The organism is Floricoccus penangensis (assembly GCF_001832885.1).
In the GTDB taxonomy this organism is placed as follows: Bacteria; Bacillota; Bacilli; order Lactobacillales; family Streptococcaceae; genus Floricoccus; species Floricoccus penangensis.
In genome coordinates, this window is sequence record NZ_MKIQ01000001.1 from 1 (window position 1) to 19,493 (window position 19,493).

At 31.5% G+C, this 19,493-nt stretch carries 15 protein-coding genes, 13 tRNA genes and 1 rRNA gene; 5 read left to right on the top strand and 24 right to left on the bottom strand.

Translation table 11 applies throughout. From position 1 onward, the window contains the following. Window positions 1–961: 961 nt before the first annotated feature. The 3 genes from apf (at window position 962) to BG262_RS00015 (ending at window position 4,318) form a co-directional block, all read left to right on the top strand. Window positions 962–1,627 (top strand): aggregation-promoting factor, encoded by a 666-nt coding sequence (gene apf, locus BG262_RS00005; RefSeq protein ID WP_070786852.1) that lies wholly within the window; start codon window positions 962–964, stop codon window positions 1,625–1,627. 205 nt (window positions 1,628–1,832) lie between these two features. Continuing rightward, complete coding sequence (locus BG262_RS00010) at window positions 1,833–3,371, top strand: ABC transporter permease/substrate-binding protein (RefSeq protein WP_070786853.1); 1,539 nt, start codon at window positions 1,833–1,835, stop codon at window positions 3,369–3,371. Next, complete coding sequence (locus tag BG262_RS00015; protein WP_070786854.1) at window positions 3,368–4,318, top strand: ABC transporter ATP-binding protein; 951 nt, start codon at window positions 3,368–3,370, stop codon at window positions 4,316–4,318. Before BG262_RS00010 ends, BG262_RS00015 begins: the two co-directional genes overlap by 4 nt. A 168-nt stretch (window positions 4,319–4,486) precedes the next feature. On the opposite strand, the gene BG262_RS00020 is transcribed toward BG262_RS00015, so the two are convergent. Genes BG262_RS00020 through BG262_RS00040 form a run of 5 tightly spaced genes read right to left on the bottom strand, consistent with a single transcriptional unit; the run spans window position 4,487 to window position 9,982 of the window. Beyond that, on the bottom strand, window positions 4,487–5,209 hold the full coding sequence (locus tag BG262_RS00020) for an AAA family ATPase (protein ID WP_083312835.1): 723 nt from the start codon (window positions 5,207–5,209) through the stop codon (window positions 4,487–4,489). Between the two features lie 36 nt (window positions 5,210–5,245). After that, on the bottom strand, window positions 5,246–6,376 hold the full coding sequence (locus BG262_RS00025; protein ID WP_070786856.1) for an ABC transporter permease subunit: 1,131 nt from the start codon (window positions 6,374–6,376) through the stop codon (window positions 5,246–5,248). Window positions 6,377–6,378: 2 nt separating this feature from the next. Continuing rightward, complete coding sequence (locus BG262_RS00030; protein WP_070786857.1) at window positions 6,379–7,245, bottom strand: ABC transporter ATP-binding protein; 867 nt, start codon at window positions 7,243–7,245, stop codon at window positions 6,379–6,381. Beyond that, on the bottom strand, window positions 7,229–8,893 hold the full coding sequence (locus BG262_RS00035; protein WP_158006623.1) for a putative glycosyltransferase family protein: 1,665 nt from the start codon (window positions 8,891–8,893) through the stop codon (window positions 7,229–7,231). Before BG262_RS00035 ends, BG262_RS00030 begins: the two co-directional genes overlap by 17 nt. A gap of 60 nt (window positions 8,894–8,953) precedes the next feature. Beyond that, entirely contained in the window at window positions 8,954–9,982 is a 1,029-nt protein-coding gene (locus tag BG262_RS00040; RefSeq protein WP_070786859.1) for an acyltransferase family protein, read from the bottom strand. Window positions 9,983–10,202: 220 nt separating this feature from the next. Here BG262_RS00040 and BG262_RS00045 point away from each other — a divergent pair, with 220 nt between their 5' ends. Next, window positions 10,203–10,988 carry a helix-turn-helix domain-containing protein gene (locus tag BG262_RS00045; RefSeq protein WP_070786860.1) on the top strand — a complete coding sequence of 262 codons (786 nt, stop codon included), beginning with the start codon at window positions 10,203–10,205 and terminating at the stop codon, window positions 10,986–10,988. Between the two features lie 54 nt (window positions 10,989–11,042). Next, on the top strand, window positions 11,043–11,831 hold the full coding sequence (locus BG262_RS00050) for a helix-turn-helix domain-containing protein (protein WP_070786861.1): 789 nt from the start codon (window positions 11,043–11,045) through the stop codon (window positions 11,829–11,831). A 13-nt stretch (window positions 11,832–11,844) separates the two neighbouring features. Here the strand turns inward: BG262_RS00050 and BG262_RS00055 are convergent, their stop codons facing one another. From BG262_RS00055 to rlmH, 19 genes are all read right to left on the bottom strand, one after another. Continuing rightward, window positions 11,845–13,464, bottom strand: coding sequence for an ABC transporter ATP-binding protein (locus tag BG262_RS00055; RefSeq protein WP_070786862.1), 1,620 nt, complete (start codon window positions 13,462–13,464; stop codon window positions 11,845–11,847). Between the two features lie 220 nt (window positions 13,465–13,684). After that, window positions 13,685–13,758 (bottom strand) — tRNA-Ile (locus BG262_RS00060). Window positions 13,759–13,805: 47 nt separating this feature from the next. Next, window positions 13,806–13,876: transfer RNA gene (locus tag BG262_RS00065), tRNA-Gly, on the bottom strand. 13 nt (window positions 13,877–13,889) lie between these two features. Further along, a tRNA-Phe gene (locus tag BG262_RS00070) sits at window positions 13,890–13,962 on the bottom strand. A 140-nt stretch (window positions 13,963–14,102) separates the two neighbouring features. Further along, window positions 14,103–14,176 (bottom strand) — tRNA-Met (locus tag BG262_RS00075). A 9-nt stretch (window positions 14,177–14,185) separates the two neighbouring features. Next, window positions 14,186–14,275 (bottom strand) — tRNA-Ser (locus BG262_RS00080). Between the two features lie 5 nt (window positions 14,276–14,280). Beyond that, window positions 14,281–14,352, bottom strand: a tRNA-Glu gene (locus BG262_RS00085). A gap of 26 nt (window positions 14,353–14,378) precedes the next feature. Further along, a tRNA-Asn gene (locus BG262_RS00090) sits at window positions 14,379–14,452 on the bottom strand. A 5-nt stretch (window positions 14,453–14,457) separates the two neighbouring features. Further along, a 5S ribosomal RNA gene (gene rrf, locus BG262_RS00095) occupies window positions 14,458–14,573 on the bottom strand. Window positions 14,574–14,577: 4 nt separating this feature from the next. Continuing rightward, window positions 14,578–14,651: transfer RNA gene (locus BG262_RS00100), tRNA-Ile, on the bottom strand. A 45-nt stretch (window positions 14,652–14,696) separates the two neighbouring features. Then, a tRNA-Gly gene (locus tag BG262_RS00105) sits at window positions 14,697–14,767 on the bottom strand. Between the two features lie 12 nt (window positions 14,768–14,779). Next, a tRNA-Phe gene (locus BG262_RS00110) sits at window positions 14,780–14,852 on the bottom strand. Window positions 14,853–14,886: 34 nt separating this feature from the next. Then, window positions 14,887–14,960 (bottom strand) — tRNA-Met (locus BG262_RS00115). 9 nt (window positions 14,961–14,969) lie between these two features. Continuing rightward, window positions 14,970–15,059, bottom strand: a tRNA-Ser gene (locus BG262_RS00120). A gap of 5 nt (window positions 15,060–15,064) precedes the next feature. Continuing rightward, window positions 15,065–15,136, bottom strand: a tRNA-Glu gene (locus BG262_RS00125). Between the two features lie 89 nt (window positions 15,137–15,225). Next, window positions 15,226–16,392 (bottom strand): DUF998 domain-containing protein, encoded by a 1,167-nt coding sequence (locus tag BG262_RS00130; RefSeq protein WP_070786863.1) that lies wholly within the window; start codon window positions 16,390–16,392, stop codon window positions 15,226–15,228. A gap of 115 nt (window positions 16,393–16,507) precedes the next feature. Then, window positions 16,508–17,989 carry an IMP dehydrogenase gene (gene guaB, locus BG262_RS00135; protein WP_070786864.1) on the bottom strand — a complete coding sequence of 494 codons (1,482 nt, stop codon included), beginning with the start codon at window positions 17,987–17,989 and terminating at the stop codon, window positions 16,508–16,510. 111 nt (window positions 17,990–18,100) lie between these two features. After that, on the bottom strand, window positions 18,101–18,766 hold the full coding sequence (locus tag BG262_RS00140) for a YoaK family protein (protein WP_070786865.1): 666 nt from the start codon (window positions 18,764–18,766) through the stop codon (window positions 18,101–18,103). 21 nt (window positions 18,767–18,787) lie between these two features. Beyond that, entirely contained in the window at window positions 18,788–19,267 is a 480-nt protein-coding gene (gene rlmH, locus BG262_RS00145; RefSeq protein WP_070786866.1) for a 23S rRNA (pseudouridine(1915)-N(3))-methyltransferase RlmH, read from the bottom strand. Window positions 19,268–19,493: the final 226 nt, after the last annotated feature.

Genomic DNA, 19,493 nt, shown 5'->3' on the forward strand with positions numbered 1-19,493 from the left:
AATTTACGAGCAACTTTAAAGTTGCTAGCTCGTTTTTGTTGCTTATTTATTGTCAAAATTGACAGTTGAATGATTTAATCATTCGCCCTGCACTTTTGGTTCGTTTTGCTTTGTTCAGTTTTCAAAGGTCTATCTCGTTGCCCTCAGACAACTTTATTAGTCTATCATAACCACGAATCGTTGTCAACTACTTTTTTAAAGTTTTTCACAAGCTTCTTTCGTCAACTACTTGGTGTTTGACAGTGTTATTATCTTATCACTAGCAGATTTGTTTGTCAATAACTTTTTTCAAACTTTCACAAAGTTTTCTTGTTAAAGAAATAATTGCTTCGTCACGAGACAACTTAATTAGTTTATCACTTGAGAGTACTTATGTCAACTGTTTTTTCAGAAATTTTCATTTAGATTTTTTCAATACATAAAAATTAGTCTCTAATGATATTCAAAGTATACATCACTACGTGATGTGCTTCAAATAAGAATCATAGATAACTGGAGAACTTTATTTCATTTAAAAATATAAAAAAACAATTTAGTAATCTGTAATTTACTAAAATCTATCTATTTTAACTTATATTATATATTGTAGTTTTACATCAATATATAATATTATCTATAAATACGACATACTTAATTAATAATTAGATGCAAAATACATCGTTATTAATCAGTGATCTTATATTTTATGTTATATTTCATTTTACTGGATATGGAAATGATTAATAATTTGTATATTATTTCGTATTATATAGAAGAAAACGTATTTTTAAAAACCTTATTCTAACTCAACAGATATACATAATTTACCTTTTTTTAATCAACTGTTGTAATAAATAAGAAATATTTGAAACCAAACTTATACATATATCCCATATCATTGTAATATTACTTTGTTTTAATATGTTTGTACAAGAAAATAAAAACAAACATAAAAAAACATAAAAGGAGATTCATTTTACTTATGAATATTAAATCGATATTAGCAACTGGTGCAGTATTAGGAACGGCAGCTTTTGGTGCCACTTCAGCAAACGCAGAAACAATCTCTCATGAAATTGTATCTGGTGACACTCTTTCATCTATTTCTCAAAAATACCTTGGAAGTGCTGATTATGTTAAAACACTCGCTAGCTTGAATAAAATTCAAGATGCTAATTTAATCTACGTTGGTGAAGTTATTAAGTTTGATACTGACAACTTAACTGTTACATTCACTAATACAAACACTAATGAAGAAAAAACTGTTTCACTCCAAGATGCTGCTCCTGTAGCTCAAGAAGTTACGGCTCCTGCTGTAACAGAAGCTCCTGTAGCCCAAGCTCCGGTTGAAACTACTCATACAGAACAACCTGCTGCTCCTGCACAACCAACTGCTCCTGCAAAACAAGAAGCTTCTTATACTGGTAATTCTTCATCTGCTAAAGAATGGATTGCACAAAAAGAATCTTCAGGTTCTTATTCAGCAACTAACGGACGTTATATTGGACGCTACCAATTAGATTCATCTTACTTAAATGGTGATTATAGCCCTGCTAACCAAGAACGTGTAGCAGATGCTTACGTTAACGGACGTTACGGTTCATGGGAAGGTGCTTTATCTTTCTGGCAAGCAAACGGTTGGTACTAAAATAAATTTCAGTTCGATATAAAATTAAAATAAATAATAACAGTATAGAGATAGATTTAAACTAAAGTATAGAGATGTAAGTAGCCTTTAAGGCTACTTTTTTTTATTTGTAAATTAATTTTTATGTTTATTAATTCATATATATGTAAATATTTGCTATTATCTTAAGTAATAAGAACTTATAAAAAACGTAGAAAGTCATTTTATGAATAAAATTATAGAAACATTTATTGAGAGAAAAGATGATCTTTTCAAGGCACTAATCCAACACATTTCCATTTCCTTAACTGCATTGATTATTGCAGTAATTATTGCACTTCCATTAGCTATATTCTTTTCTCGCTATAAAAAGGGTGCTGAATTCATTCTTCAAATAACAAGTGTTCTTCAAACTATACCTTCACTTGCATTGCTAGGTTTGCTCATTCCTTTTGTTGGTATCGGAACAACACCTGCTCTTATTGCATTAGTAATATATGCTTTACTACCTATTTTTCAAAGTACATATATAGGTCTCTCAGAAATTGACCCTTCTCTAGAAGAAGCCGGTACTGCTTTTGGTATGAGCCAAGTGCAAAAACTAGTAAAGTTTGAGTTACCAATAGCTATGCCGGTAATAATTTCAGGTATTAGAACTGCCTTAGTTTTAATAATTGGAACTGCTACTCTTGCCGCTTTAGTCGGAGCTGGTGGTCTGGGTTCATTTATACTTTTAGGTATTGACAGAAATGATCCTTCGTTGACAATTATTGGGGCCACTTGTTCAGCACTTCTTGCAATAATATTCAGTAGCTTTATAAAATTTCTTCAAAATAAATCTTTTAAAACTATAATTTTAGTTATGCTTTCTTTTATTTTATTAATAAGTGGAGGTGTTCTTGTAAAAAATATTAATAATAGGCAAGCTAAGACAATAACAATTGCTGGTAAACTTGGTGCTGAACCAGAAATTATTATTAATATGTATAAGGAGTTAATTGAAGAAGAAAATCCCAATGTTGATGTTAAATTAAAGGAAAACTTTGGTAAAACTAGCTTTCTTTTCAATGCTTTAAAGGCAGGACAAATAGATATCTATCCGGAATTTACAGGAACAGTCTTGGAGAGTTTGGTCGATGTTCCACATGAAACAAAAATTGATAAAAGTGCTGAGGGTACATACAAACTTGCTAAAGAATTACTTAAAAAAGAAGATAATATGGCTTATCTTAAACCAATGCAGTATGAAAATACATACGCACTTGCTGTTAAAAAAGAATTTGCTAGCAGCAATAATTTAAAAGATATAAGTGATTTAAAAAAGATAAGTAAAAATCTTAAAGGTGGCTTCACACTTGAATTTATTGACAGGGAAGATGGCCTAAAAGGAATTGAAAAAGCTTATAATATAGAAATACCTAGTGTTCAGTCTATGGAGCCTGCTCTTAGATATCAAGCAATTAATAAGGGAGATATCAATTTAATTGACGCATACTCTACAGACAGTGAAATAAGGCAATATAACCTTGTTACTTTGAAAGACGACAAGGGTATTTTCCCAGCCTACCAAGGCGCGCCTCTTATGACACAAAAATTTAAGGATGCTAATCCAGACGTTGTAAAGGCTCTCGATAAGTTAGCCGGTCGTGTGACTGAGGATCAAATGATAGAGATGAACTACCAGGTCAATGTTAAGGGACGTAAGACTCATGATGTCGCCCATGACTATTTAGTCAAAGAAGGACTTGTGGGGGAAAAGAAATGAAAAATATTATTGAATTCAAAGATGTAAATAAAAATTATGACCAGAAAAAGGCCCTTCAAGATATTAATTTACAAATAAGAGAGGGTGAAATTTTTGTATTAGTTGGTCCATCTGGAAGTGGTAAGACTACTAGTTTAAAGATGATTAATGGATTAATACCTGTAACTAGTGGGGAGATTTTATTCAAAGGTAAGGATATTCATGAATATGACCTACAGAAAATGCGTTGGCAAATGGGCTATGTTTTGCAACAAATTGCTCTTTTCCCTAATATGACTGTTAAGGAAAATATTGAGCTTATACCATCTATGCTTAAATGGTCGAAAGAAGATATGAAAGATCTTGCAAGTAATTTGTTACAAGAGGTTGGATTAAGTCCTGAAAAATATCTCAAACGCTATCCAAAGGAACTATCTGGTGGAGAGCAGCAAAGGGTTGGTATTATACGTGCTATTGCATCTAAGCCCGATATTATTCTTATGGATGAACCATTCAGTGCATTAGACCCAATCTCTCGAGAGTCCCTTCAAAATTTAGTCCTCGATATTCATAAAAATTTGCAAACAACTATAGTATTTGTAACTCATAATATGCAAGAGGCATTACTTCTAGCGGATAGAATTGCGATTATGCGAGATGGACAAATTATTCAGTGCGATACTCCGGAAAACATTTCAGATAATCCTGCTAATGATTTTGTTCGTGACTTCTTTAAGGAAACTCACCGTGATGAAGATGGAAAAGAAACTATTTTACAATTTCTTGCTAATAGACCAATGCTTGCTGCAAATATTGATGATAAAGCTCCTCGAATAAATATAAATTCAAAAATGATTGATGTATTCTCACTTTTATCAAAAAATGTCATTGTCAATATAGAAGATAATGGAAAAAACATCGCTTCTTTATCACAAGATTTAGTCTTCAAATATTTAAGTGAAAAATGAGGATATAACTAGCGTTCATCAAGATGAGTCGCTACGTCTTACTCCGATGTCGATTATATTTTAAATAAACAAGCTTATTAGTATAAATCATAACGATATATTAGCCTATTTTTAAGTGACTATAAATAAACGACAAAACTCAAGGTCTTCTGGCCTTGAGTCTTTTTATCAATCAAATAATTTTGAAAAGAGTAATTCTTTGTCTTCATAAAAAAGTTTTAACAATTGATATGGTTTACTATCCTGATAGTCAATTTCAAGTGGACTGTCTGAATCAAGTGAGATAATTTGTGCACCTGGAAGTGAAAGTAACAATGGTGAATGTGTTGCAATGATAATCTGTGAACCCTCATCAGCAAGTTCTTTTAGACTGACCATTAGTGATAATTGCCTTTGCATGGATAAAGCAGACTCTGGTTCATCTAGAATATAAAGTCCATCACCTCTAAATCTATTATTAACGAGATTTAGAAAACTTTCTCCATGTGACTGCTCATGTGATGGTTTTCCTCCCCATTCTATAAATCCATTCTCAATACCAATCCCAATATCTTGAGCATTACTTGCTACATTGTAAAAACTTTCAGCTCTAAAAAAGAAACCATCTTTAGCATGTCTAAAAGATTTAGCTAATCTTATAGAAGAATAAAGAGGTGAATGTGTATCATGAGTTGAAAAATTGAAGTTTTTACTTCCCCCTTCAGGATTAAAACCCCAATTTACAGCAATTGCTTCAAGTAAGGTAGATTTTCCACTTCCATTTTCACCTGTAAATATTGTTATTGGACTAGTAAAATCAAGCTCTTTAAATTTCTTTAAACCATCGATTTCAAATAGATAAGAATCCTCGTCAAATCCATCTAGATATATTCGACTGATAAAATTTTCCATGATATCTCACCCCCCTTTTTCCAATATTCTAGCACATTATTTAATATAAGAATGTTTTTCTTTTTGATAAACAAAAATATTTGAAAACAAGGCTACTGAAATGAAAATTAGCATCAAAAATAGAAGATTAGTTTGGAAATTATTTGAGATGAAAACTCTATCTTGTATATTTAATAATTCAAGTACTGATTGATTCTTAACTGGTGATAAATTACCAATCTTTGTAAGAAATGGTTTATTGAATTTCTCAAAAATAAGAGGTAATAAATATAAGCCAACTGATATAGCTAAAACAGGAAATGATGCTTTGCTTAATGATGAAAGCAATAAAGTAATACCTGAGATTGCCAAAAGTCCAGTGAACTGAAGGAGCAATAATAAGATATACACTTGAAATTGATTTAATTCTACTGGGAATGTGAACACTTCAAGCATAAAGTTAAGTTGTATACTAGTATTCCATCCTAAACTACTTGAATAGTATAGAAATACGGCATATGTTAATAGATTTGCTAAAATAAATATTCCACTTGTTATCGTAAATCCTGCTAAAATCTTTGCTGAAATAAGTTTTGAACGACCGTATTTAGTTGTCAGTAATATTTGATTAATATTTTTTTCAGTATCTCCTGCAAAAATTCCCGCTAATAGAATAATAGTAAAAATAACTATTGCCATTATCACCATACTAGTAGCATTATATAAGTCATACCATCCATAATAACTACTAGTATAGAGTGGTTTATTAAATTTAGGAAAGTTAAGGTCAGAGATTTTTTTCAAATCAATATCTGTAACTCTAAGCGTCTTACCACTTTTTACAGCTTCATCAATCTTAACATAAGAACTTCTGTCCCTTGAATTTTTATCAAAATTATCAAATATGAACCAAGTATATACATCCATATTATTTTCTATTTTATATGTACCTGCCTTCCTTTCATCTTGAAATTTTACCATATAATCATCTATTATTTGATTAAGTTTTTCATCTGTGAAGTCTCCTTCGTGACTTTTTGCCACCTGTTGAGCATTGTCATTTAATCTTGAGACCTCAAAACTTAAGAAGTAAATCCCTGTAAGTGCCAATAAAAAAATTACAAAAGAACCTATAAATAATTTTGTTTTTAGTATTTTTTTTATTTCAAATTTGTAAATATTAAACATTTTTATACCTCTTCCTGAAAATATCTTAAATATAAGTCCTCTAAAGTAACATCTGCTCTCACTGCATCTCCTGCTGGCCTTGTTTCAGAGATTATTCTTAAAAGTACTCCGCCAGTATCATGTCTTTGATTGATAACTGTATATTCTTTACGGTAATCTTTGACATCACGCGCACTTACATTTACCTCCCATACTAATCCCTCAATTTCAGAAAGTAGTTCTTGTGCTGTTCCCATGTTCTTAATTTGACCATTTTTCAAAATAATAATCTCGTCAGCAATATATTCAACATCGGAAACAATGTGCGTTGATAGAAGAACAATATTATCTTCAGCAATTTCACTAATCATATTTCTAAAACGAACACGCTCTTTGGGGTCAAGTCCAACTGTTGGTTCATCAATAATTAATACCTTTGGATCATCCAAAATGGCTTGAGCAATTCCCAATCTTCGTTTCATTCCGCCAGATAGTGTCTTTATCTTCTTTTTAGATAAATTTCGATTAAGCCCTACCTTATCTAAGACTTCAAAAGTCTTATTTTTTGCAATCTTTTTATTCATACCATTCAAGGCTGCCATGTAAAGCATGAAGTCAATCACTGTAAACTCAGGATAGTAAGAAAAATCTTGAGGAAGGTAAGCCAAGTCATCCAAAAATTCTTTATTATTTACAATATTATTTTCATTATAAGTAATTTCACCTTTTGAGGTTCTACTAACATTACAAATCATCTTCATTAGTGTTGATTTGCCTGCACCATTTGCTCCTAATAATCCGTAGAGTCCTGGTTCTAAAGTCAGATTTATGTCATCTATAACTAACTTATCTCTATAAGATTTGCTTACATTTTTAATTTCTAAATTCATAATTTTTCCTTCTTTCTATTAATAGCAAAATAATAAATACCAACCATGATAAAGGTGTAAATATTATTGACATGCGTGTAAATATATTGTCAACATAGTTTACAGATAAGGTATTTTCCATATTTAAAATGTCCTTCTTTATATTTAAACTACCAATTTCTGACAAGCTATAGTTTTCACCAATTAATTTTTTATTATTTAGGTTTAATTGTGTGCCTTTATAGGTAACAATGGGAATATTATTAGTTTGATTATTTCCTTTCCATTCGATAATCAAACTATTGTTTTTTACATATTTTTTAAATTCAGGATTTATTTTAATTATTTCTTCTTCGTAAACATCGTATTTACTTATAGATTTACTACTTGTAAAATTATCAGGTAAATAATCAGCTGTTCCCTTACTAACTAACGCTAAACTTTTTGACTTATCCTTATCATAAAATGATTCTTTAATATACTTAAACTCTTTAGATAAATATACTGTCTTATCACCTGTTTTAAGAAAATTTTCCTTGCTGTTCCAAGTATTCAAAGTAAATAAAACTAAAGTAACCACTTGTATGATACTAATTAATATAATTAATTTCATTAGCTTGTGCTTATCAATTTTCAACTTAGTATCTTGAAAAATTTTTGTGAATAAATAAATTAAGATAATAGTAGCTGGAATAAAAAATCTAAAAGGAAACTGAATTAATTGTGCGAGATAAAAATTTATTTTCACCAAGTAGTTCCATGGTATAAGATTAGTAGATAGTATCAAATATACTAGCATGATAATAAATAAGATTTTATCAGCATCAAAAAATCTCTTCCAATTTCTAGGTAGATAGACCAATGTAATAACTAATATTGGCAAAAGAAATACTGGATTGATAAGCCAATAGTAACTATTTTGTGTGATAGTACTTAAATTCATATCTATATTAATAAATGGTTGGGTAATATAGTCACAAAATAGTATCGTAAAATATGAAGTCCAAATATTTAATGTCAGGAGAATGAAAATTATTATTTCTCTTAAAATATCGCATATGAATCCTCTCTTAGATGTAGTCTTAGCAAAAGCGAATGTGAAACTTATAAGATAAGCAATAGTTATCATAAATGCTGATAACATATGCACTTGTAAAGCAAGAGCAAGATATATTCCTAACCTAAATTTTGGAATCTTGTAGTTACTTTGTATAAGCTCAAAGATAAGGCTAAAACAAAAAGGCATGACAACTGCTCCCCAACTTGAAAATCCTTGTCTTATAACCCAATAGAGTACGGAATAGGTGGTCATATAAAGGATACTAGAATATAAAATAAAGGGATTTTTTATATTAGCTCTCAGTAAAAATACATACATAGAGATACCTGATAATATGTATAGAAGAAAATTTGAACTTACTTGATAAGTAAACCAACTCCTACTAATTAAGACAATTAATCCATGTATATAAGCTATATATGGACTGTAAAGAGCATTTACAATACGAGCTGATTGCTCAAAACCATACATACTAATAAAATATTGAAAATTCTTTTCTTTAATTTGTTGACTAGTATCATAAAAACGATTGAAGTGAAAAATTGAATCTGAGCCCATAATCATATTTCTAGTAATTAATTGAGGAATAACCAATGTAAATGCTACCAATATAATTATAAAAATATGGTATTTAATTTTTGAATTCCTAACCATTCATTCTCCTAAAATTTAATTTACTTTATTTGGTATTTTTATTCTTCTTTGATTAAATATTGAATTACTTATAATTTTATCTACTATAAAAATACAAGCTAGGCAGCTACTTAGAGTTGATAGAAATAAAGGAAAACCTTGAAATTTTTCTACTCCACTATTTTCAATACTCATTTTTATTATTTCCAAAAACATAGGATGTAGGAGGAACAATTTCTTGCTGTAGCTTCTTAAAATCCAAGATTTATTCCATTTGAATTTTGATTGGATGATTAGTAGAAATATTATCGGTACCAGAATAATTAAGCTAAAGATAAAATTTTTGTCATATCCTTGATTATTGAATATTACTTTTCCTTCTAAACAATAAATAAAGATAGAGATTATTAGTTTTACAAGGATATGTTGCTTGAAAATTTTCGCCTGCTGAAAGTCGTGAATGATAAAACCAAGTAGGATAAAGATGAAAGCAAAGAATAGGCCATTTTTACTGGTAAAGAAGATGCTTTTATATTGATCGAACATTTGCCCTAGAGCTGTTCCCCTGGTATAAGATGAATATGTTTCTAGAGCGCCAAAGCTATAGAAGATAAGTGCTAGGACTACTAGTAATTTGTAGGATAGGTATTTTTTCAACTTTTCAACTAACCATATGGCAAATATGAGGGCTGGGAAATACCAGAGATGGTAGCAGACACCAAGATACATTAAGGCGAAGATGAGAGCTAATGGATAGTATTTCGCCTCTATATTGAAGTTAGAGAGCATTTGTAGACCATAGGGTAGATAGACGACTGACCATAGTAAGTACGTTTTGAGCTGCCTTTTGACATATATTGGGTGATAGTTAGGGGTAGATAGTGACATCTTACGGTAAAAGTATCCGTTTGTTATAAGAAATAGTGGGACGGCTATTCGGCAAAGTCCTGATTTTAAAATAAATTGTGCCAAGTCGTTTTCAAACATTCGTCCTGAGTGGATGAAGATTATTAATATTGATGATATAAATTGACTTATATCTAGTCCAGAATATTTTTCTTTCATATTTTTTCCTTACCTAATATTTATATATTTAATATAAAATCTAAAGGAGTAATATTAAAGAAATGAAGAATAACATGTCAGAATTTGATGAGAAACAGTAGCTAACATGTATAAAAAAGACCCGCAACAAATTGTTGCAGGCGCGTGGTTAAGCTATTTCTAAATATATGTACTTTTTTATATGATATAATTGATTTAATAAATAAATGGAGCACGTGTCATGAAAATTGGACAAATTATAAAGGAAGAAAGAACTCATAGAGAACTTACACAAGAGGACATGGCTAACGAATTTTTCGTAACTCGTCAGCTAATCTCTAAATGGGAAAATGATAAATCTTATCCTGATCTAGAGCAAGTCGTAAAAATTTCTGAGTATTTTGACTTACCTCTTGATTATCTTTTAAAAGAAGATAAAAAAATGGTAAATGAACTAAACTTCGATTCTAAAAAGAAAAAATGGATGAAGTATTTGATTTACTTCCTCATCACATTAAGCTTTTATTTAGTAGTATCATTTTTTTTGATATCATTTTATGATGGAGCTTCTTTAACAAAAAAAGATATAGAGATTACTAAAATTGAAAAAATACTTTTACCAGAAAAGAAACTCAAAAATAGTAAAACAGGACAAGAACTAACTTTACCTGAAGATATTGAATATACTATATACTTTAAAACTAATAAAGCTTTTGTAGATCTATCTAATGTGTTTGGACGTGAATTGTACACAAATGAAGAAAAAATTGTTACTCAAATCAATACTGGTCGAAAAATATTTGGGAAAAAAATTAAGAAAGGTAAGATATCTATTCGTAGTAATCGCGGATTATTATCAGAATATAATTTTGAAGGTGATAACACAAATATAAATAAAGACATCTACTTATATGACCCATATAAAGCTAATAAAAATATTGATTGGGATAACATTCCATCATACGCTGATTTAATTGCCTCAAAAGAAGAACTTAATAAACTACCTTTGAGTAAAAACAAATCATAGATTAACTTTTGATTGAGCGATTTTAATACAATTACAAGTAAATGGAGTTGAGTTATGAAAATTGGACAAATTATAAAAGAAGAAAGAACTCATAGGGAACTTACACAAGAGGATATGGCTAACGAATTTTTCGTAACCCGTCAACTAATCTCTAAATGGGAAAATGATAAATCTTATCCCGATTTAGAACAAGTCGTAAAAATTTCTGAGTATTTTGACTTACCTCTTGATTATCTTTTAAAAGAAGATAAAAAAATGGTTAACGAACTAAACTTCGATTCTAAAAAGAAAAAATGGATGAAGTATTTAATTTATATATTTACTATCATATTTGTATATTTATTAATAACTTTATTTATAATCACTTTCTTTGATCTAAGTGAACTAAATAAAAATGATATTCAAGTCACAAAAGTTGAAAAATATCATCTTCCTCAACAAGATATTATTAATAAATCAACTGGTCAAAAAGTCACTTTAGCTGAAGACTTTGAATATGTAATATACTTTAAAACGCAGAAACCTTTTATTGATCTACCTACCATCACATCTACAAATACAATTAATGAGGATAGGAATAATATCTTAATTAATAGTGCAATTGTCCACAAAAAAATATTTGGAAAAAAAGATAAAGAAAGTACATTCGTTATAAGAAGCCAACGAGAAAATCTAAATATTGACAAGGAATATTTAAATAAAAATAAAAGTATATATCTTGATAATATTAATAAACGTAAGAAAAATATTAACTTCAATAATATTTCCACGTATTCAGATTTGTTATTGACTAAAGATGAACTTGACAAGCTCCCTATAACAGAAGGAAAGATGCCCTATTAAAGGAGCATCTTTTTTATATATTTAATTTTCCATTTTCCAGTTTTAATATTTGATCAAAGTTTCCTAAAAATTCTTTACTATTGGAGTGGGTAACTACGATAATTATCTTATTTTCTATTTTTCCAATGGCCTCAGATATTAGATTTTCATTGATAGAATCTAGACCACTTGTAGGTTCATCAAAAATCAAAACATTAGCATCTCTATATAATGCGCGTGCAATGTCTAAGCGTCTTTCTTCTCCACCAGATAATTTAGTTTCAGCTGTAAGTTTAGTCTCAATACCAGCTTCAAAGCCTGAAATTAATTTAGATAATCCTGCCTTCTCTAGACATATCTTAACTTTCTCAGCATCAACTGGACCAAACATTGTAACATTTTCAGCAATACTTGCAGGGAAAATTGCAGTTTTTTGAGGTACGTATGCTATGTGGTCGTAATAATCATAAGAATTCACCTCTTGCAAATTGAGACCATTAACTTTAACAGATCCTTTATCAGGTCTGATAATTCCCATTAAAATTTGAAGGAGGGTACTTTTACCAGCTCCACTCTCACCTTTTATTGCATATTTTTTATTTTTATCAAATTCACAGTTTAATTTATCAAAAAGCTCTTTTCCTTTTACTGAGTAGTTAACATTATCTAAATCTAACTTTATTATTTCTTCAGAAAAAGAGTTAATTTTTTTGCCCCTATCAATAGGATCGTCTTTAATTGTATCAAAGTAATCTTTTACTACTTCTTTACTTGATGAGAGATCCGTTACTAGCTCGCTTAAGTACTGTATGGGACCTGCCACTGTATTCATAAGAATTGTCATAGCAATCAGTCCTGGAACTGTAAGTTGTTTATTAAAAACAAAAACACCCCCAATAATCCATGTACCCGAATAGACGATATTACTCAAACCGTAAGAAATAGCAATTGTTTTAGATTCTTGCTTTTTAAATTCGTCATTTGAATCTTTCATATCTTGGCTTGATTTACCAAGCATTCTATTGAATACTTTTTGCGAGTTGGTAATTACTACAGTTGAAATATTTCGTGAGAAGCTCTCAAATACTCCTAAATAACTTTTTTTAGCTTCTTGATAATCCTTTTTATTGGAAGATAGGATTTTTTGGTTGATCAATGGTGCAAGAAAAGGAACAAAACAGATTACTAACATAATAATTGTGAGCATTCCTTGAAGATAGAAAGCACCCATTAAAGAAAATATAAATAAAAATGAAGTTTGAATAATAGATAATATAGGGCGCAAATACTCATTTTCAATTACATCTAAATCATTTACTAGTCTATTGGTCCTTACTGATGGATCTTCTTGATTCAATGAATACAAATCTTTCTTAAGATAGTGTGTGGTTAAGTCCATTCTCATTGAATTCATAACTGAATTGACGAGGACCGACTTTGTAGCTCTTGGTACATAGTCAAAATATGCATCAAACAACAAATATATAACTGCAAAAATTGCCATTAAAATGAACTTTTGAAAATCATCTCCTAATGCTGTTGATGTCAATCCACTATAGAGGAACCCCATACCTGCTGTTAGAAGCGATGTTATTGTAGCCGCAATTAAATAAATAATGAATTCTTTTCTATTACTTTTAAAGTATTTTTTCATAAATATACTAATCAACTACAATTGAATCAACTACAATTGAACTCCAAAAAATTTAAAATTATCTTTAAGAATGTTCCGCTCCTTCTTGAGTTGATTTTTCTCCTATTTTTAATTATATAAAAATTTATATAATTAAACAATTAATATTTTAATTTTCTAACAATTATATACATTTAAATTTTTTTATAAAAAAAAGAATCTATTTCTAGATTCTTACATATGGGCACAAGTGGACTCGAACCACCGACCTCACGCTTATCAGGCGTGCGCTCTAACCAGCTGAGCTATGCGCCCTCTTTTATATAAAAGAGTTTTACAAAAAAAAATGAACCGAAGTTCAAAGCGGGTGACGAGAATCGAACTCGCGACAACAGCTTGGAAGGCTGTAGTTTTACCACTAAACTACACCCGCTTATTATTAAAAATGGCGCGAGACGGAATCGAACCGCCGACACATGGAGCTTCAATCCATTGCTCTACCAACTGAGCTACCGAGCCATAGTGGCGTTTACCGCTCTTACCTATATTTATAATTACTTAAAATAGATTAATACTTCGTTGACTAGTATCAATGAACAACAGTTCCATCAGCTACTCGTCGCCTAGTCTTATTTCTATTTTAATCAACTATATAAGTATTGCGGGAGCAGGATTTGAACCTACGACCTTCGGGTTATGAGCCCGACGAGCTACCTAACTGCTCCATCCCGCGATATTAAAAAGGAGGATAAGGGATTCGAACCCTTGCACGCTTTTACACGCCTGACGGTTTTCAAGACCGTTCCCTTCAGCCGGACTTGGGTAATCCTCCAAAAATAGTCCGTACGGGATTCGAACCCGTGTTACCGCCGTGAAAAGGCGGTGTCTTAACCCCTTGACCAACGGACCATTTGTTTTTAAGAGATCTCTCTCTACTCCGGCAGTAGGACTCGAACCTACGACATCATGATTAACAGTCATGCGCTACTACCAACTGAGCTATGCCGGATTATAACTTGGCACCTACCTTATCTCACAGGGGGCAACCCCCAACTACTTCCGGCGTAATGAAACTTAACTTCTGTGTTCGACATGGGAACAGGTGTATCTCTCATGCAATTAGTACCAAATTAATGGGCACAAGTGGACTCGAACCACCGACCTCACGCTTATCAGGCGTGCGCTCTAACCAGCTGAGCTATGCGCCCTAATTCTCAATGAATTAAGTTATAAAAATTGAACCGTGGTTCAAAAGCGGGTGACGAGAATCGAACTCGCGACAACAGCTTGGAAGGCTGTAGTTTTACCACTAAACTACACCCGCTTATTATTAAAATGGCGCGAGACGGAATCGAACCGCCGACACATGGAGCTTCAATCCATTGCTCTACCAACTGAGCTACCGAGCCATATCGGTGTTTACCGCTCTTACCAATGTAAGTATTGCGGGAGCAGGATTTGAACCTACGACCTTCGGGTTATGAGCCCGACGAGCTACCTAACTGCTCCATCCCGCGATATTAAAAAGGAGGATAAGGGATTCGAACCCTTGCACGCTTTTACACGCCTGACGGTTTTCAAGACCGTTCCCTTCAGCCGGACTTGGGTAATCCTCCAAAAATAGTCCGTACGGGATTCGAACCCGTGTTACCGCCGTGAAAAGGCGGTGTCTTAACCCCTTGACCAACGGACCATTTGTTGTTTGCCCGTCTCTCAACGGTACTTTATTATTATATATTATTTTTGCTATTTGTAAAGAGTAAATTTAAACTTTTTTTAAATTTACTCTAAAATCACATCATATGACTTAATAGCAATACCTGATAAAGATTGTAAATTTTGAAATAATAGTAAAATCCACGCAAATGCTAAAATAAATGCAATTAATTCAAATGCAGTTAATGATAAATAACCAACATTTTGGAACAAAACATTAGCAACAACTAATAGTGCCGCAATTCCATATGAAATTGTCAAAAATTCTTTTTTAACATTTGGTAATAACCATCTAAGACCAATTATCATTATTACAATCATATAAACTAACATATTTGCTGACTTGTCATGCAGTACATGCCAATAGGTATCTTTATTATTTGGAAAAATACCAACGCCCGCTAAACTAAGTGCTGTAATTGTCATTAAAACATGTAGAATCATTAATCCGGTATTTTTAGGCATATTTTCCTTCAAAATACTAAAAATATAATCTGTAAGTGTAAGTAAAAGAAATGCTGATAATATAAGCGTTAAGTTGAATTGCCATGAAGAAGCAGCTTTTGCAGTTCCTAGAAAACTAAGGTTAACATGCCACCATTGTAAGTTTCTATTAGAAATCATTGCCATAAATACTCCACCGATAATTACCACAGTAAATAAGGTTATTATTCTAGTTGGTGTGATAGTTACTGCAAAGTAGATCATTAGATAATTAATAACTGCTACAAAAATAAAGAATAAAAATGTTGATGTGTATATATCAAACTTAGCACCTTCAAAAATAATACTAAAAAGCCAAAATATAGCTAACAAAACCATTCCTAACATTACTGCAAATGAAATTAAAAGAACTGGGAAATTCCTCCAATATATATTCTTTAAATTTTTTTGAGCACTCCTTTTACCTTTAATAAAGAAAATGGCGAATGAGATGATACCAGTTAAAAGTCCTAAAACAATTGTCATTGTAGAAATTGAAACGGTATTTGCTCCTGTAAAGGAAATATAATTTATTTTTTCATAAAATTTGAAGTATACAAAAAATGCAATACTAGCTAAAATAGATGGAACAAGAAACCATCTCAAAGAAATATTTTGTCCACTTTGAATATTCTCTAATTTTTCAATGACAATTCTATCACCATCAATTTTTACTTGTAGTTCATCAGAGGAATGTAAATTCAAATCTTTTTTTACCTCTTCTGGCAACTGTATCTTAGTTTCAGTCATTAATAATCTCCTATAAAATTGAACTCTAATTGTCTTAATTATAAACTATAAAATTTTATTACTCAAATTTAAAAAAGATCAAGCATACTTTACTTGATCTTTTTACTTATCTCTATTATTGAGCTGAATAGTTAGGAGCTTCTTTAGTTATTTGAACATCATGTGGGTGACTCTCTTTAAGACCAGCACCACTCATTTCGATAAACTGAGCATTGTCATGTAATGCTTGAATATCCTCTGCTCCAACATATCCCATACCAGCTTTAATACCGCCAAGCATTTGGAAAACAATATCAGTTGCACTGCCTTTATAGGCAACACGTCCTTCAATTCCTTCTGGGACTAGCTTGTTAGCTTCATTAACTGAACCTTGGAAGTATCGGTCACTTGAACCCTTCTTCATGGCTCCAAGACTTCCCATTCCACGATATGTTTTAAATTTACGACCTTGATAAATTTCAAATTCACCTGGAGATTCATCTGTACCTGCTAGCATTGAACCAAGCATTACTGCGTTTCCACCTGCCGCAAGAGCTTTAACGATATCTCCTGAGTATTTAATACCACCATCAGCGATAATTGTTTTACCATATTCACGCGCAACACTTGCTGCATCATAAATAGCTGTAATTTGAGGAACACCAACTCCTGCAACAACACGAGTTGTACAAATTGAACCTGGACCAATACCAACTTTAACTACATCAACTCCTGCATCGTAAAGAGCACGAGCTCCTTCTGCAGTAGCAATATTACCAGCAATAAGAGTCTTATCAGGGAAATGTGCACGAATTTCAGAAATCTTGCGTAGTACACCCGCTGAATGTCCATGGGCAGTATCAATAACAATTGCATCAGCTCCTGCTTCAAACAATGCTTCTGCACGATCAAATGTGTCACTAGTTACACCTACAGCACCTGCAACGATTAAACGTCCATGCTCATCTTTAGCAGAGTTAGGAAACTCAATAACACGTTCAATATCTTTTATTGTAATAAGTCCACTTAGACGACCTTTTTCATCAACCAATGGAAGTTTTTCGATTTTATGTTTTTGTAAAAGTTTTTCAGCATCTTTCAAAGTAGTTCCAACTGGTGCTGTAATTAGCTCCTCTGTAGTCATAACATCTTTGATAGATTGAGAATAATCATCAACGAAACGTAAGTCACGGTTAGTAAGGATACCAACAAGTTTACGATTTTCTAAAGTTTCAACGATTGGCACACCACTAATACGGTATGTAGCCATTAGATTTTCAGCTTCTTCAACAGCATGGTCTGGTGTTAGGAAAAATGGATCTGTAATTACTCCAGATTCACTACGTTTAACCTTGCGAACTTCTTCAGCTTGTTGTTCAATTGACATATTTTTATGAATAACACCAAGTCCACCTTGACGAGCAAGTGAAATTGCCATAGCAGATTCAGTAACTGTATCCATAGCGCTTGATAAAATCGGAATATTTAATGTCAAATTACTAGCAAGTTTAACCTGCATATTTACTTCGTTTGGTAAAACTTCACTTCTTGCTGGAATTAATAAAACATCATCAAATGTAAAGCCTTTTTTCAAAAATTTACTGTCCCAATTTGACATTAGATTCTCCTTTTTTCTATACGAATTTTTTTTATTTTTCCTATGATAACATTTTACACCTAAAGGTCAATACAATTAAACTTTTTGATATGTTCTTTTAATATCTTTCTTTTATTTCTTTTCTTCCCTATATAGAATCCACATTAGTACTCCAAATGGAATCATTAAAAGAAAGATTGTATTATTTCCCATATAATTACTTAATTTAGCAGATAGATATGCTCCAAATGCAAAAGCCAGTACCACTAAAAAAGTATTTCTTGCTTTTCTAAGATATATAGGATCTCTTTCGCTTATACCTTGAGCAAGAAAAACTGAGAAGCTTTTTAAATTTCCCGTCATCATAATATTTGCATATGGTGTACCACGAACATGTTTGAAGGTTTCTGCCTGGATAGCCGCAAAGAATGCTAATAGTGCAACTGTCAATTGATTATAAGATGTCATGGAAGACAGACCAATAATAAAAATCCCTACAAACATTAAAGTTGCAGATGTCAGGTACCATGGACCTCTCTTATAGATAATCTTCTTTCGGATAAAGTAGGTAAACATTGCTCCTATTATGAAACATACGATTGGTAAGAGGTAGCTTAGTGCACTCCAATACCTACCTGCAGCTAGCTCCATCATAAGATAAATCATATTTCCTGTCTGCATACCAGAGAAATGACCACCTTGTGTTTTAAAACTGTAAGCATCCATAAAACCTCCGATGAAAGTCAGCATTGATGCTGTCCTCAGTCGTTCTGCCATATGGTAACTTTTTTTATTCATTTGTAACTCCTTAAATTTTTATCACTTGTGATACTCACTACCTCGATTAATCATTTGAGCTCGATATATCTGTTCAACTAGTACTAATCTCATTAATTGATGAGGTAGCGTGAATCTACCAAAAGAAATTTGTAAATCAGCTCTTTTATACACATCGTCTGATAATCCTAGTGATCCTCCAATCACAAAGACAACATTTTGTGCACCATAGACTTCAAAATCTTTCATTTTCTCAGCTAATTCTTCGCTGGTCATCAACTTCCCTTTAATTGCTAAAACGATAAGTTTATCTTGGGGTGAAATTTTTTCAAGAATTTTTTGTCCCTCTTTATTTTTAACAAGTTCTTTTTCCTTATCACTTGCTTTATCTGGGATCTTTTCATCTGATAATTCAATTACCTCAAGTGGGAGCATGGTGGTCATTCTTTTTTTGTACTCATCTATACCTTGCTTAAGATATTTTTCTTTTAGTTTTCCAACTACTACTAATTTTAATTTCATAAATTTATTTTATCATAGTTTTCCCCATTGAAAATACTTTTGAAAGCTTTATTTATCAACAATTTCTAAAAACCATCCACATTTCTGTGGAAAACTTTTAATCTTTTCCACTTACTAACAGAATTCAGTATAGTTATTAACAAAAATGTGGATAACTTTGCTTAACATTTTTATTTATAAGGCTTTTAAGGTATTATTAAGTTTGTGGAAATAAAATTAATAAAAA

Bases quoted from the DNA above. Each gene is read 5' to 3' on its own strand.
- apf (WP_070786852.1), top strand. From the start codon at position 962: ATGAATATTAAATCGATATTAGCAACTGGTGCAGTATTAGGAACGGCA.
- BG262_RS00055 (WP_070786862.1), bottom strand. From the start codon at position 13,464: ATGAAAAAATACTTTAAAAGTAATAGAAAAGAATTCATTATTTATTTA.
- BG262_RS00015 (WP_070786854.1), top strand. From the start codon at position 3,368: ATGAAAAATATTATTGAATTCAAAGATGTAAATAAAAATTATGACCAG.
- rlmH (WP_070786866.1), bottom strand. From the start codon at position 19,267: ATGAAATTAAAATTAGTAGTAGTTGGAAAACTAAAAGAAAAATATCTT.
- BG262_RS00025 (WP_070786856.1), bottom strand. From the start codon at position 6,376: ATGTTTAATATTTACAAATTTGAAATAAAAAAAATACTAAAAACAAAA.
- BG262_RS00140 (WP_070786865.1), bottom strand. From the start codon at position 18,766: ATGAATAAAAAAAGTTACCATATGGCAGAACGACTGAGGACAGCATCA.
- BG262_RS00030 (WP_070786857.1), bottom strand. From the start codon at position 7,245: ATGAATTTAGAAATTAAAAATGTAAGCAAATCTTATAGAGATAAGTTA.
- BG262_RS00050 (WP_070786861.1), top strand. From the start codon at position 11,043: ATGAAAATTGGACAAATTATAAAAGAAGAAAGAACTCATAGGGAACTT.
- BG262_RS00040 (WP_070786859.1), bottom strand. From the start codon at position 9,982: ATGAAAGAAAAATATTCTGGACTAGATATAAGTCAATTTATATCATCA.
- BG262_RS00045 (WP_070786860.1), top strand. From the start codon at position 10,203: ATGAAAATTGGACAAATTATAAAGGAAGAAAGAACTCATAGAGAACTT.
- guaB (WP_070786864.1), bottom strand. From the start codon at position 17,989: ATGTCAAATTGGGACAGTAAATTTTTGAAAAAAGGCTTTACATTTGAT.
- BG262_RS00010 (WP_070786853.1), top strand. From the start codon at position 1,833: ATGAATAAAATTATAGAAACATTTATTGAGAGAAAAGATGATCTTTTC.
- BG262_RS00130 (WP_070786863.1), bottom strand. From the start codon at position 16,392: ATGACTGAAACTAAGATACAGTTGCCAGAAGAGGTAAAAAAAGATTTG.
- BG262_RS00020 (WP_083312835.1), bottom strand. From the start codon at position 5,209: ATGGAAAATTTTATCAGTCGAATATATCTAGATGGATTTGACGAGGAT.